The 14,084-nt window shown below is 39.0% G+C and carries 10 protein-coding genes; 6 read left to right on the top strand and 4 right to left on the bottom strand.

All coding sequences use genetic code 11. The features are described from left to right. Positions 1-154 precede the first annotated feature (154 nt). The gene (locus tag N824_RS05835; RefSeq protein WP_048904211.1) at positions 155-3,055 is read right to left on the bottom strand and encodes a TonB-dependent receptor; all 2,901 of its coding nucleotides are present in this window, start codon (positions 3,053-3,055) and stop codon (positions 155-157) included. A gap of 210 nt (positions 3,056-3,265) precedes the next feature. On the opposite strand from N824_RS05835, the gene N824_RS05830 reads away from it, so the two are divergent. The 3 genes from N824_RS05830 to N824_RS05820 are packed head-to-tail and all read left to right on the top strand — an operon-like array spanning position 3,266 to position 7,075. Then, positions 3,266-5,707 carry a penicillin acylase family protein gene (locus N824_RS05830; RefSeq protein WP_306413880.1) on the top strand — a complete coding sequence of 814 codons (2,442 nt, stop codon included), beginning with the start codon at positions 3,266-3,268 and terminating at the stop codon, positions 5,705-5,707. Positions 5,708-5,711: 4 nt separating this feature from the next. Then, positions 5,712-6,062 (top strand): hypothetical protein, encoded by a 351-nt coding sequence (locus tag N824_RS05825; RefSeq protein WP_048904209.1) that lies wholly within the window; start codon positions 5,712-5,714, stop codon positions 6,060-6,062. A gap of 29 nt (positions 6,063-6,091) precedes the next feature. Then, a complete protein-coding gene (locus N824_RS05820; protein WP_048904208.1) occupies positions 6,092-7,075 on the top strand; it encodes an acyltransferase in 984 nt (327 codons plus the stop codon). A gap of 8 nt (positions 7,076-7,083) precedes the next feature. On the opposite strand, the gene tyrS is transcribed toward N824_RS05820, so the two are convergent. Next, the gene (tyrS, locus tag N824_RS05815) at positions 7,084-8,370 is read right to left on the bottom strand and encodes a tyrosine--tRNA ligase (RefSeq protein ID WP_048904207.1); all 1,287 of its coding nucleotides are present in this window, start codon (positions 8,368-8,370) and stop codon (positions 7,084-7,086) included. A gap of 104 nt (positions 8,371-8,474) precedes the next feature. On the opposite strand from tyrS, the gene N824_RS05810 reads away from it, so the two are divergent. From N824_RS05810 to dapA, 3 genes are all read left to right on the top strand, one after another. Further along, positions 8,475-9,161, top strand: coding sequence for a hypothetical protein (locus tag N824_RS05810; RefSeq protein ID WP_048904206.1), 687 nt, complete (start codon positions 8,475-8,477; stop codon positions 9,159-9,161). A 71-nt stretch (positions 9,162-9,232) separates the two neighbouring features. After that, complete coding sequence (ligA, locus tag N824_RS05805) at positions 9,233-11,245, top strand: NAD-dependent DNA ligase LigA (protein WP_048904205.1); 2,013 nt, start codon at positions 9,233-9,235, stop codon at positions 11,243-11,245. A gap of 10 nt (positions 11,246-11,255) precedes the next feature. Beyond that, positions 11,256-12,137 carry a 4-hydroxy-tetrahydrodipicolinate synthase gene (gene dapA, locus N824_RS05800; RefSeq protein WP_048904204.1) on the top strand — a complete coding sequence of 294 codons (882 nt, stop codon included), beginning with the start codon at positions 11,256-11,258 and terminating at the stop codon, positions 12,135-12,137. A gap of 120 nt (positions 12,138-12,257) precedes the next feature. Here the strand turns inward: dapA and N824_RS05795 are convergent, their stop codons facing one another. Both N824_RS05795 and N824_RS05790 read right to left on the bottom strand, forming a co-directional pair. Continuing rightward, a complete protein-coding gene (locus tag N824_RS05795; RefSeq protein ID WP_048904203.1) occupies positions 12,258-12,434 on the bottom strand; it encodes a hypothetical protein in 177 nt (58 codons plus the stop codon). A 258-nt stretch (positions 12,435-12,692) separates the two neighbouring features. Next, positions 12,693-13,934, bottom strand: coding sequence for an aminotransferase class I/II-fold pyridoxal phosphate-dependent enzyme (locus N824_RS05790; protein WP_048904202.1), 1,242 nt, complete (start codon positions 13,932-13,934; stop codon positions 12,693-12,695). Between the last annotated feature and the right edge of the window lie 150 nt (positions 13,935-14,084).

Raw genomic sequence — 14,084 nt, 5'->3', positions numbered from 1 at the left:
TCGTGTATTCTGTACATACTAAAGTGTTAAATTTTCTATTAAAACCAAAGGATTATTATCATATAAAAATATGCGCATAAAAAAGGCCCTGACATTACTGTCAGGGCTCTTTTATAAAACTAATTAATTGATGAAGAGCTGTGTTAATTTGATTTTATGGGTTAAATGTAAATCCTATGTAGTAAAGTGCGCCTATTGAAGGGTTACCATAGGAAGTAAAGTAATATTTATTTAATATGTTTGAGCCTCCAAGTTTAACCATTGATTTTACTGAAGGTATTTTTAAGTTAACCTGTGCATCAATTGTATTGAATGAAGGAACATCTCCTGAAGCAAATGATGAGTTCCAGTAAAACTTATCTTGCCAGCGGTAATTAACATTAAAACCAAAGTTTTTAATGATCTCTTTGTTACCAAGACCTAAATTATAACGAATCTCTGGAGTGTTAAAATCATTGATATAATCTGTAGGAAGGTCACCTAATTTGTTGTAAGATACGTTACCACTTAAGTTATAACCGCCTATTAAATAATCCAAGCCCAACGCGCCTCCGTAAGAAGTTACTTTACCAGTTGCATTTACAGGTACGCCAAATTTAGAGAAGGAGTTGTCGTCGTTTTGCTGAAAAACATCCACTGCTGTAATGAAATTTTTATAGGTATTGTAGTAAGCGTAGGCATCTATCAGGAACCTTGAACCTAACAATCCTTTATAACCTACTTCGTAAGCCTGAACACTCTCAGGACGAACTCCCCTTGGATCAAAATTATATTGTTTTAACAAAGTGGGATTAGGTGCACCGGCTGCTACAGAACCTAAGAATGCACGATAACTTACATCTGTGTAAGGAATATCTGTGGTAAGCATGTTATACTTATTGAGCATACTTGGGATACCACCGATAAGTCTTTGTCTGCCACCTGCTACTGACAAATCAATGTACTGATTCTGGGTAGTTGGATTCCGATAACCGGTTTGGTATGATACCCTGATATTATTGTCTGGAGCGACTGTAAGCACTCCTGATATTCTTGGTGTAAAACGACCGTCAAAGTTGGAGCTTTTATCATATCTGCCAGATACAGCCAGTTTGAATTTATCATCAAACATTTTTTTAGCGATCTGGGCAAATGCACCATATTCATTTATATCAATTTTATCGTTAAGGTCGTCAAAAATAGTTCCTCCTGAACGCAATTGGTAAATGCGGTATGAACCCCCAACCTGTAATTCAACTACGTTATTAAGCGCATTTGAGAAATTATACATGCCCTCATAGTGGTATAGATTGGTTTTATCGTCGAATTTCGCACCTTTTCCTGATGAAATGGTATTATTCATGATGTTCTCTTTCACCGCGTCAAACTGTGGGGTGCCAGGCATTAGCCTCCCCTGATCTGCAACTCCCCGTGCTGCAGCATGAGCTGCTTCATCAGAACCTCCTTTAAGAAGTGCGGTGGAATACGCAAGGGCATATTGTGCATACCATCCCGATAAAGGGTTTGTTGCAGGGCCCTGACTTGGGCGATATGCTTCATTAATGAATGATCCAAGGATCGAAGAAATATAAGAATCACCTGAACGCTCCTGAGTAGTATATCCTCTAACAAAGAAGTCCTGCCCTTTCAGCTCCAGTTTATATTGTCCGATGCTAAAATTGCGTAGAGAATAACGATCCGACCCGGTATATACGGATGTACCTGTACCCCAGTTGATCTGCGCAATAGCCTCTATTGTAGGGGTAAAGCGATAATGAAGGGAGCCTGAGGTTTTCAATGATTTTGTGTCATAATCCACCAGATTAACTTCATTGTATCCCGTTCTGGAAACATCCTGATTGGCTATTGCATTGTTTTTAACTCCTTTCACAACTCCCAGATAAGGAATTGCTGGTGCTAACCCTGCAAATGGAGAACCCGGAGCCGTTATCGTAGCTACATACTGATCGAAGTTGTAATTAGGGAAGGTGTTTATCAAGGCTGTCATCCCAGCAAAACCTGCAGGTGACTGGCTTTGAAAACCTGCCTGCAGACTTCTTGCTACCGTTAATAGATTCGCATTGATCTCATCACCATAAACGTTTATACCATCATAATTAGGATCTGAGGCTCTATCACCAGATTTAAAAGTACGTCCTGTACGATCAAAGTTGCTATAGTTATCCGCCTGCCAGTCTTTTGCCTGAAGGAATGAGAAAGTAGCTTTTACAGCGAACTTATTATTCCAGGCTTTTGCCAAACGTACATCCAACTGGTTATACTGCTGATTTCCGGTATTGTTATCATTTACATGATTAATTCCTGACTTATAAGAAAAGCTTGCTCCCTGGTAATCAAAAGGGCTTTTTGAGGTCATCAGCATGGTACCGCTGATGCCACCCGCACCGTATAGCGCTGAAGATGCTCCCGGCAATAACTCTACATTATCCAGATCAAGATCTGAAATGCCTATAATATTTCCTACAGAGAAATTTAATCCTGGTGCCTGATTGTCCATTCCATCAACAAGCTGATTAAAACGGGTATTGCCATTTGAATTAAAACCTCTGGTATTTATAGATTTAAAAGTTAAACTCTGCGCACTGATCTCAACGCCTTTCATATTGGTTAGCGCGTCATAAAATGAAGGTGCAGAAAGCTCTTTTAATACGGCGGGACCCATTCGCTCTACAGACACAGGAGATTCCAGAATTCGTTCCGGAGTTCTGGATGCCGAGATGACTACCTCCTGACCTAAAACGGTGGCAGTTTCTATCTCAAAGTCCAGATTCGAAGTATTTCCGGTAACTTCTTTCTCAATGGGAGCATATCCAACATAAGAAATAACGATTGTAAATGGAGCGGCTTGCTTAACAGTAAGTGTGTATTTACCACTCATATTAGTGGCTGTGGCTATTGTAGTTCCTTTGACAGTAATCCCAACACCTGGTATTGGTTCCTTAGTGGCTTTATCAGAAACAGAACCGCTAATGGTTACATTTTGAGCCTGCGCTACCAAACCGGTAATACATAGCAATAAAAATGCAAAGATTGCTTTAGTAAAAATTTTATTCATGCAGTTAATTTATATAAGGTTAATTTATTATAAATATAATACATTTATTTAATTTTCCAAATCCAATTTTGATGAATATTTCATTACCAAAATCTGATTTTGATTGCAATTGATTTAACTTTTATGCTAACTTGCAAAGTCAATTTAAATTCAAGGGAAGTAGTAACCAAATACTTTCATTTATGTTTTAGATGCGCCTTTAACTAAGCTATGATGAATAAAATAAAAGCCCTCATTTGCATTGTTATCCCAATACTATTAACATATGCTCTCAATACAAAATTCGGCGATACTCCTCCTCTTCTCAAGTTCCTGAATCCCTTTACCGGTTTTTGGCAAAACGCAGAAAAAACAACAGTAAATCCAAATAGAAAAATAACCCTAAAAGCTACGTATCAGAATGTTGATATCGCATTCGACGACAGGATGATTCCGCATATTTTTGCGCAAAACGATCACGATGTTTATTATGCTCAGGGTTACGTAACGGCAATGCATCGTTTATGGCAAATGGACTTCCAAACACGTTTTGCTGCCGGACGCATATCTGAAGTGGTAGGTAAAAAAGCCATAGAGCTTGATAAATATCAACGTCGCATGGGTATGGTTTACGGTGCAGAGAAATCCATGGAAGGAATGATGGCCGATCCTAAATCAAAAGAAATGATACTGGCCTATACCGCCGGTATCAATGATTATATCCATTCTTTATCTCAGGCAAGTCTACCGATTGAATATAAGTTATTGGATTTTAAGCCTGAAGACTGGACCCCTTTAAAGTGTGCATTGCTGTTAAAACAGATGTCGGCAGTATTGGCAATGGGTTCCGACGAATTTTATATGACCAATATCAGAAAGAAATTTGGTACTGATGTGGTTAAGGATTTATTTCCCGACTACCCTTTTAAAGAAGATCCAATTATCCCTGTGGGCACCAAGTGGGATTTTAATCCGCTGCCAGTACCTACTCCGCCTGCTGATGCCGTAAAGGAAATGGTAACAGGAAATGTAGAAACCAAACAAAAAGAAGAAGGAATTGGAAGTAATAACTGGGCCATATCAGGCGCAAAAACAAAATCAGGTTACCCGATTTTAGCCAATGATCCTCATCTTGATTTAACCCTTCCTTCTATCTGGTATCAGATTCAGCTTCACGCTCCTGGATTAAATAGCTATGGCGTATCACTACCGGGAGCACCTGGCGTAATTATAGGCTTTAACCAAAATATTGCCTGGGGAGTTACCAATGTGGCCGCAGATGTACTGGATTTTTATGAGATCAAATTCAAAGACAATACCCATAAAAGCTACTGGTATAATAATGAGTGGAAAAATACGAGCACCCGACTCGAAAAGATTCTGATAAGGGGTGGTAAAACTGAAATCGATACGGTGTATTATACCCATCAAGGTCCGGTAGTTTATCTGCAAAAGCCCGAAAAGTTTTCTAAAGCACAGAATATTCCTATTGGTAATGCACTAAGGTGGATTGCTCATGATAAATCTAATGAGCTTAAAACTTTCTATTTACTAAACCGCGGCAAAAACTATAACGATTACCGCCAAGCACTTACTTATTATACCGCTCCGGCGCAAAACTTTGTATTCGCTTCAGTTGACAATGATATTGCCATTACCGCAAATGGCAAGTTCCCGCTAAAGTGGAAAGATCAGGGTAAATTTATCATGGACGGCTCTGATCCTAAAAATGATTGGCAAGGGTGGATTCCTGCTTCTCAAAACCCTACCGTTAAAAACCCTCCAAGAAATTTTGTGAGCTCGGCCAATCAATCATCAACCGATCAAACTTATCCTTATTACATTAACTGGGAGTTTAGTCCGTATGAGCGGGCAAAACGCATAAACGACAGGTTAGCGGTTATGACTAACGCTACTGCCGACAGCATCAGAACGATGCAAACTGACACTTACAGCATTCATGCTCAGAATATTTTACCGGCTATTTTACCTTTGGTAGATGGCAGTAAGTTAAATGCAACACAAAAAGAAGGATTCTCTTTGGTATCAGCCTGGAATAAACACTATGATGCAAAAGAAGTTGCAGCAAGTATTTTTGACCTGTGGACCAAACGCATTCAATACAACATCTGGGACGATGAATTTAGTATTGATGGTGTTCCAATGCGCTATCCTTCCAGAGATAGAACTGTACAACTGATTTTAACGCAGCCAGATTCTAAATGGGTCGATAATATCAAGACACCAGAGAAAGAAACGCTAAGCGATCTTGTAAATGAAGCTTTTAAGTATTCATGTGATAGTCTGGAACGTAAATACGGTCCTATTGGCGAAAGATGGCAATGGGCGAACTTTAAGCATAGCAATGTTCCACATCTGGCAAAAATACCGGGATTTGGTTCTAAAACCTTAATGATTGGTGGTGGTAAAATGACCATAGATGCATTAAGCGAAAGCAACGGTCCATCCTGGCGAATGGTTGTTGAATTAGGGAAAACACCTAAGGGACATGGCGTATTTCCGGGTGGACAATCGGGCAACCCCGGCAGTAAATTCTATGACAATATGATCGATACCTGGGCCAACGGAGAACTATATGATCTTTTCTTTATGCAATCTGTTGATGACCCATCGGCCAAAATAATCTCTAAATTAAAAATATCCAAAAAATAGCATCATGGTATTTATTGTAATTTTAATAGCCTCTTATTTACTTCAAATGGTTTTACCCTGGTGGATAATCGTAGTGATTTCGTTTGCAACATGCGGTTTAATCGGCAAAACAGGAAGAATATCTCTTTGGTCGCCATTTTTTGCGATCCTACTCTTATGGACAGGAATGGCTTTATTCAGAAGCCTACCTAACAACAATATTTTAGCGCTAAGAGTAGCGGGTATGCTTGGTGTAAATTCATGGATATTGGTACTTGCATTAAGCGCTTTGTTAGGTGCATTTATAGCCGCAGTAAGCGGCTTTTGTGGTTATCATTTCAGAAAAGCTGTGCTAATCAAGAAAACCAATTCTTAATTAAATCTTTGTTGTGTATTTTTGCACACGTGAAAGATTTAATCAGGCAAATTTTCTCTATTGAGACTAAAGAACAGTTTGAAAAAGTATCCCTTGAAGTATTTATGCATCAGGCCAAAAATTGTTCAGTGTATCGTGAATACATCTCTCATTTAAGGATTAAGCCTGAAGAGATTACTTCATCGGATCGTATTCCTTACTTACCGATCAGCTTTTTTAAAAGCCATGAGGTATTAAGCTCTGCTGACGAAACTGAAATTGTTTTTAGCAGTTCAGGCACCACCGGCATGTCACAAAGCAGACATTTGGTTACCGACGTTCAAGTATACGAGCAAAGCTTTAACCTTGCTTTTGAACAGTTTTACAGCAAACCCGAACAAACTTGTTTCCTTGCACTACTCCCTTCTTACCTGGAACGTGATGGGTCATCTTTGATCTACATGGTTGACGCGCTGCTAAAACAAAGCAAACATAAAGACAGTGGCTACTTCTTGCACAATCATGATGATTTGTTTCAAAAACTAAAGGAGCTGCAAGCCTCTGACCAGAAAACAATTCTAATTGGCGTTACCTATGCCCTGCTTGATTTTGTTGAGCAGTACAAAATAGATTTCCCCGAACTGATTGTTATGGAAACAGGTGGCATGAAAGGAAAAAGAAAAGAAATGGTGAGAGAAGAACTGCACGAAATACTTCAGAATGGCTTTGGTATAAATGCCATCCATAGCGAATACGGTATGACAGAGCTTTTATCGCAAGCCTATTCTTACGGAAATGGAATATTTAATTGCCCACCCTGGATGAAGATTAACCTTAGGGATACCAATGATCCTTTAAGTCTTATCGCAAACAACAAAACAGGAGGAATCAATGTTATCGATCTTGCAAACATCAATTCCTGTTCTTTTATAGCGACCCAGGATCTGGGCCGCCTATTTGAAGATGGATCTTTTGAGGTTTTAGGCCGTTTTGACAATGCTGATATCAGAGGCTGCAACCTGTTGGTTAATTAGCTAGCTGATTATCTCGCAATTATCAGATAGTAATTCTTTTTGCCTTTTTGTACGATGATAAATTGATCATTCAATAGGTTTTCCGTATTAAAAACAGCCTGAGCATCACCAACCTTTTCTTTATTTACAGATACTCCGCCACCTTGTATCAATTTCTTCGCCTCGCCTTTAGAAGCAAAAACACTCGATTTTTCGGCAAGCAGTGTAGCGGCATCAATTCCTTGTTCCAGTTCCGATTTTGAAATTTCGAACTGAGGGATACCTTCAAATATCTCTAAAACCTGGGTATCATTTAGGGTTTTGAAAAACGCTAATGAACCGTTTCCGAATAAAAACTCAGAAGTTTTAATTGCAGTTTCCAATGCCTCAACAGAATGCGTTCTGATGGTTATGTCCTCGGCCAATGCCTTTTGAAGAACGCGCAAGTGCGGTGCAGTGTCGTGCTCTGTTTCAAGGCTTTCTATTTCCTCACGCGATTTAAGCGTAAAAATCCTGATCCATTTTTTAGTATCATCATCAGAAGCATTAAGCCAAAACTGATAGAATTTGTAAGGCGACGTTTTTGCTGGGTCTAACCATACCGCTCCGCTTTCAGTTTTACCAAACTTTGTACCATCAGCTTTTTTGATCAGGTTTGTAGTCACGGCAAATGCAGTACCCCCATCCTTTCTTCTGATAAGTTCTGTTCCGGTAACAATATTGCCCCACTGGTCTGAACCACCCATTTGCACCAGGCAATTGTGGTGTTTCCACAAATAGTAAAAGTCATAACCCTGGATCAACTGGTAGCAGAACTCGGTAAAAGAAAGTCCGGAATCACCTTCCAGTCTTCTTTTAACACTATCTTTTGCCATCATGTAATTTACAGTAATGTGTTTACCTACATCCCTGATAAAAGTAAACAGGTTCATATCTTTAAACCAGTCATTATTGTTCACCATCACCGCACCATTACCTGCAGCTTCAAATGTCAAAAACTTAGAAAGTTGTTTTTTCATCCCGGCAAGATTATGCTCCACTATGGCCTCGGTTTGAAGATTTCTTTCGTCAGATTTACCAGAAGGATCACCTACCATACCGGTAGCTCCGCCTACTAATGCATATGGCTTATGGCCGGCACGTTGAAAATGAATAAGCGTCATGATCTGAGTCAAATGTCCTACATGCAGTGAATCAGCAGTAGGGTCAAATCCTATATAACCTGAGGTCATTCCTTCATTCAATTTATCTTCAGTACCCGGCATGATGTCCTGTAACATGCCTCTCCAGCGTAGCTCTTCAACGAAATTGGTCATTCTTATATCCTTTTGCCGCAAATATAGGAAAACCTATGTTATCCTTTAAATTCAATACGCCTCAAAAACGCTTAAACTGAACAAAATTAGCTACTTTTAGGGCAATGAACTTTTTGTCGCATTTTTATTTTGAAAGAGACAATCATGATGCAAACATGGTAATCGGGGTTGTTTTGCCTGATTTCGTAAAGAACGCACAGAAAGACAGCAACTTATATCCGCTAAAAGAAAAACATCTATTTGAATCTGATGCTGATGAAAATTCTATCCTTATTGGATGGAGCCGGCACATTGCAGTAGATGCTGTTTTTCATTCCTCAGCGTTTTTTAAATTCCATACCAACACCTTAAAACAGATCATCTTACCTGCACTTAAAGACAGTCCGGTTAAGCCCTTTTTCTTAGCCCATATTGGTCTTGAGCTGGTGCTAGATCATTTGTTAACCATCCATGGAACGGTAAATATCAATACCTTTTACGAGCAATTAGGCCAGGCCAATAAACAAGCAATAGATTCTTTTCTAAAAAAAAGTGGTGTACCAGATACAACTGTATTCTTTAAATTCCTGAACAGCTTTATTTCGAGCAGATACCTTTTTAGTTACCAAAAGATCGAAAACATATCTTATGCCCTGAACCGCATTTGTATGCGCCTGTGGGATAGCCCATTTACAGAGTCACAACTTGCATTATTAACAGATAAACTCTCTGTTTTTAAGACCAGTATTGAAGATGATTACATGTCAATATTCAGCGATGTGGAGCAACATTTAAACGCTGGTAATCACTAGAATCCTGAACATAAAAAATATTTCATATAAATCTCAATTAGCTCCTGAAGCTAATTTGTATCTTCGCTCCTATGTCACTATTTGATATAAAAGATAAAATGGATGCATTGGTTAAGGAGCTTAACCAACACAGTTACAATTACTATGTATTGGCAATGCCTACCATTGCAGATTATGAGTTCGATAAAAAACTTGAGGAACTTGGTAAGCTGGAAAAAGAGCATCCGGAATTTGCAGACCCCGACTCTCCTACCCTGAAAGTTGGAGGCGAAATCACCAAAACATTTACCACTGTAAAGCACAGGTGGCCAATGCTTTCATTGGGCAATACTTATAATGAGCAGGATCTTCGTGATTTTGATGAGCGGGTAAGAAAAACGATTGGCGAAAGTTTTGAATACGTTTGCGAACTCAAATTCGACGGCCTTTCCATTAGCCTTACCTATGAAGATACCAAGCTTGTAAGGGCAGTTACCCGCGGAGACGGAACCAAAGGCGATGATGTAACCACCAATGTTAAAACCATTAACAACATCCCTCATAAATTAAAAAACGAAGAGGTACCTCCTCTGTTTGAGATTAGAGGTGAAATCTTTATGCACCGCGCAGCCTTTGAGCGCTTAAATAAAGAACGCGAGGAGCTCGGTGAGATCCAATATGCCAATCCAAGAAATTTTGCCGCGGGAACCGTAAAAATGCAGGATTCAAAAGAAGTAGCCAGACGCCCCCTTGATTGCTTCCTGTATTCACTAAATACGGATAAGAATTATTTTAAAACACATTGGGAAAGCCTGCAGACTTTAAAAACCTGGGGATTCAATGTAAGTACCAATTCCGAACTGGTTAGCAATATTGATGATGTATTGTTGTTCATTAAACACTGGGAAACCGAGCGCTTCAAACTATCATACGATATTGATGGCATTGTAATTAAAGTGAACAGCTATGCACAGCAACAGGAATTAGGCTTTACAGCTAAATCTCCACGCTGGGCCATTTCATTTAAATTCAAAGCAGAAGAAGTAGAGACCATACTGGAAAAGGTAACCTATCAGGTTGGCCGCACAGGTGCCGTTACTCCTGTAGCCAATTTAAAACCGGTACAGCTTGCCGGCACTACGGTAAAGAGAGCTACCCTGCACAATGCCAATGAGATTGAAAGATTGGATTTGCACGAGGGAGATAGTGTATTTGTAGAAAAAGGCGGAGAAATTATTCCTAAAATAATTAATGTGAACCTGGATAAGCGCAAAGCTGGTGCACTTAAAATTATTTATCCTTCAGTTTGTCCTGAATGCCAATCAACCCTGATTAGAAAAGAGGGTGAAGTTGCCTATTACTGTCCTAATGACGAAGCCTGTCCGCCACAAATTGTAGGCAAGATCCAACATTTTATTGGCAGGAAAGCAATGAATATCGATGGCCTCGGCGACGAAACCATAGAAACATTTTACCAAAAGGGACTGGTAAAACACATCAGCGATCTGTATACACTTCATGAAAAAGCTGAGGAACTGAAAACTTTAGAGCGCTTTGGAGAGCGTTCGATTGAAAATATGCTCAAGGGCATCGAGCAGTCTAAACAGATGCCTTTTGAAAAAGTATTGTTTGGATTGGGTATCAGATATGTAGGTGAAACTGTGGCCAAAAAATTAGCTTTCGGTGCTAAAGATATCGACAAATTGTCGACAGCCAGTCTCGAAGAGCTAACCGCAATAGATGAAATCGGGCAACGTATTGCAGAAAGCATCATTGAATATTTTGGAAATCCGGAACATTTACATCAAATTGGGCTTTTAAAATCCTACGGACTTCAATTTGAAGCTATAGAAAATGAAATTGCTTTACAAAGTGACAAATTAACTGGAAAAACATTTGTAATTTCGGGCGTTTTTGAAAATTATAGCAGAGAAGAACTTAAGGACCTGATAGAAAGCAATGGTGGCAAAATCTTAAGCGGCATTTCGGCCAAGCTTAACTACTTGCTTGCCGGCGACAATATGGGTCCGTCTAAACTGGATAAAGCGAAAAAACTGAATGTACCACTGATTTCAGAGGGTGATTTATTAGAGATGTTGAAATAATAACTAAACAATGAACAAATTTCATGGAACGGGTGTAGCATTGGTTACACCATTTAATGCAGATGGGTCAGTAGATTTTGACGGGCTGAAAAACCTGATCAACTACCTGATCGAAGGAAAGGTAGAATACCTGGTATCATTAGGTACAACAGGAGAAGCATCAACACTCAATAAGGACGAAAAAAAGAAGATCTGGGAATTTACAGCAGAAATAAATAATGGCCGTTTACCACTAATTGCCGGTATTGGCGGCAACGACACAAATGTTATTGCGCAAAACATAAAAGATTTTGAAGTAAATGGTTACGACGCCATTTTATCTGCCAGCCCATACTATAATAAACCAACTCAGGAAGGCATTTACCAGCACTATAAAGCACTTAGCGAGTCGAGCTCACTGCCAATTTTGCTATATAACGTTCCGGGACGCACAGGAAGCAATATCAGCGCTGAAACGACCTGTCGTCTTGCTACAGATTTAAAGAACATTATTGCCATTAAAGAGGCTTCTGGAAACTTTGATCAGTTTAATCAGATCATGAGAGATAAACCAGCCGACTTTATGTTGATTTCTGGAGATGATCCTGTTGCCATGCCAATGATATCATTAGGTGCTGTAGGTGTAATTTCTGTAATCGGAAATGCATTGCCAAAGCAACTGTCTGACATGATTAGATTATGCCTGGCTGGTGACTTTGCTAAAGCACTTCCTTTGCACCTTAGCTTAATCGAGTTTACCAGGCTAATGTTTGTAGAAGGTAACCCGGCAGGCGCTAAAGCAGCCTTAAAACATTTTGGCGTATGCGATGATAACCTTAGACTTCCCTTGGTTCAAGTATCACCAGCTATACGTGAGGCAATTATTGCCGAATCGAAAAAGATTACAGCTTAGCACATTAAATCGTCATCTCTCCTATCGAGATGACGAAAAGTTTTAAAACATAACCCAAAAAAAAGCGTCCCGAATTATCGCGACGCTTTTTTTATTCATCAAAACAAAAATAAAGTGGTTCTAACCTTTATTTTTTGTTTCTTGAATCTCCAAACGAATCGTTTGAGCTAAGTTCTTAAGATCTTGCATACCTTTACGTACACGAGTACCTGCAGCGCTGTTCGCCTTGTTGTAGAATTTGTCGGCATCAGCTTCTAAAGCTGCTACAAGCTCTTTTACTTCATTAAATTTTTTCATCGTTAATTTACTCCTTTTAGGTTTTTAAGGTTTTGATTAATACTCTATTACTAAAGTAAGATGTTTATTTTACAAAAAAAACTTTTGGATTAATAAAAAAGTGCCTAAAACACTGTTTTTTTCCACATTACAGGGGGTTATACACAATTAATCCACCTAAAAACAAATTATTCAATTGAAAATCAGATAATTACAAAACAACACTTAATTAAAAAGCCCCTCCAATATACTTAGAGGGGCTTTTTAATTAAGTGGATTTTATGCTATTGAGAATTGATTCTCTTTGTAGTATCCGCTTTTCAATTTATCTGAAACCTCGCTAAAGGCATCTAATGTACGTTGTACGTCTTCCATTGTATGCACAGCAGTTGGTATTAACCTAAGCTCTATTAGCCCTTTGGGGATAACTGGATACACTACAATAGAGCAGAATATTCCGTAGTTCTCACGTAGGTCCATTGTAAGTGCAGTGGCATCCAACAGTTCACCTTTTAAGAATACCGGAGTAACCATAGTATTTGTTACGCCTAAATCGAATCCCCGCTCCCTAAGACCTTTCTGCAATGTATTAGCTACATTCCATAATTTCTCTCTAAGTTCCGGATTGTTCTTTAACAGCTCCAGTCTTTTCAACAAACCAATAACCATTGGCATTGGTAATGCTTTGGCAAAAGTCTGAGAACGCATATTGTAACGGAAGAAATTAGTCATGTCTTCTGTAGAAGCAACAAATGCTCCTATACCGGCCATAGATTTAGCGAAAGTACCAAAGTAAACATCTACCCCATCAATACAATTTTGCGCTTCATGAGTACCTGCGCCAGTAGCTCCCATCGTACCAAAACCATGCGCATCATCAATTAATAAACGGAAGTTGAATTCTTTTTTAAGGTCAACAAGTTCTTTTAATTTTCCTTGCGCGCCCGACATACCAAAAACACCTTCAGTAATGACCAATATACCGCCACCACTTTGCTCAACAAGCCTGGTTGCTCTTTCAAGCTGCTTGCGTGCGCTATCAATATCGTTATGTTTATATACAAAACGCTTACCCATATGCAAACGTAGTCCGTCAATAATACATGCGTGAGATTCAGCATCATAAACAATAACATCATTCCTATCCACAAGGCTATCAATGATGGAAACCATTCCCTGATACCCGTAATTTAATAAGAAAGCGTCTGGTTTACCCACAAATGCCGCAAGTTCCTGCTCCAGTTGTTCATGGTATTTAGAGTTACCCGACATCATGCGGGCACCCATAGGATAAGCCATTCCAAATTCTGCTGCTCCCTTTAAATCAGCTTCCCTTACTTCAGGGTGATTAGCTAAACCTAAATAGTTATTTAAACTCCACACTAAATGTTCTTTACCTCGGAAGTTCATGTGAGGGGCAATGTCTCCTTCTAATTTAGGAAATGAGAAATATCCATGTGACCATTTGTGATGTTGCCCAAGCGGGCCCATATGCTTTGTTATCTTTTCAAAAATATCCAATGTTATATGTATTAAGTTTTTTTATTTTTTTTGCAAATTTAAGGTTAATATGACTGATACGCAACATCAGTATGTATCAAGGCAAATACGCTATTATTATGCCAAAAAAGCCCTAACATATTCATTTGTTAAGGCTTTCTATTTTTTTTA

Source organism: Pedobacter sp. V48 (genome assembly GCF_000523515.1).
Classification (GTDB): Bacteria; Bacteroidota; Bacteroidia; order Sphingobacteriales; family Sphingobacteriaceae; genus Pedobacter.
The sequence above is the reverse complement of the archived record's forward strand: the minus strand, read 5'-3'. Positions and strand labels throughout refer to the sequence as shown.

Coding starts and splice junctions, on each gene's coding strand:
- dapA (WP_048904204.1), top strand. CDS start 11,256: ATGAACAAATTTCATGGAACGGGTGTAGCATTGGTTACACCATTTAAT.
- N824_RS05810 (WP_048904206.1), top strand. CDS start 8,475: ATGAACTTTTTGTCGCATTTTTATTTTGAAAGAGACAATCATGATGCA.
- N824_RS05830 (WP_306413880.1), top strand. CDS start 3,266: ATGATGAATAAAATAAAAGCCCTCATTTGCATTGTTATCCCAATACTA.
- N824_RS05835 (WP_048904211.1), bottom strand. CDS start 3,055: ATGAATAAAATTTTTACTAAAGCAATCTTTGCATTTTTATTGCTATGT.
- tyrS (WP_048904207.1), bottom strand. CDS start 8,370: ATGACCAATTTCGTTGAAGAGCTACGCTGGAGAGGCATGTTACAGGAC.
- ligA (WP_048904205.1), top strand. CDS start 9,233: ATGTCACTATTTGATATAAAAGATAAAATGGATGCATTGGTTAAGGAG.
- N824_RS05795 (WP_048904203.1), bottom strand. CDS start 12,434: ATGAAAAAATTTAATGAAGTAAAAGAGCTTGTAGCAGCTTTAGAAGCT.
- N824_RS05825 (WP_048904209.1), top strand. CDS start 5,712: ATGGTATTTATTGTAATTTTAATAGCCTCTTATTTACTTCAAATGGTT.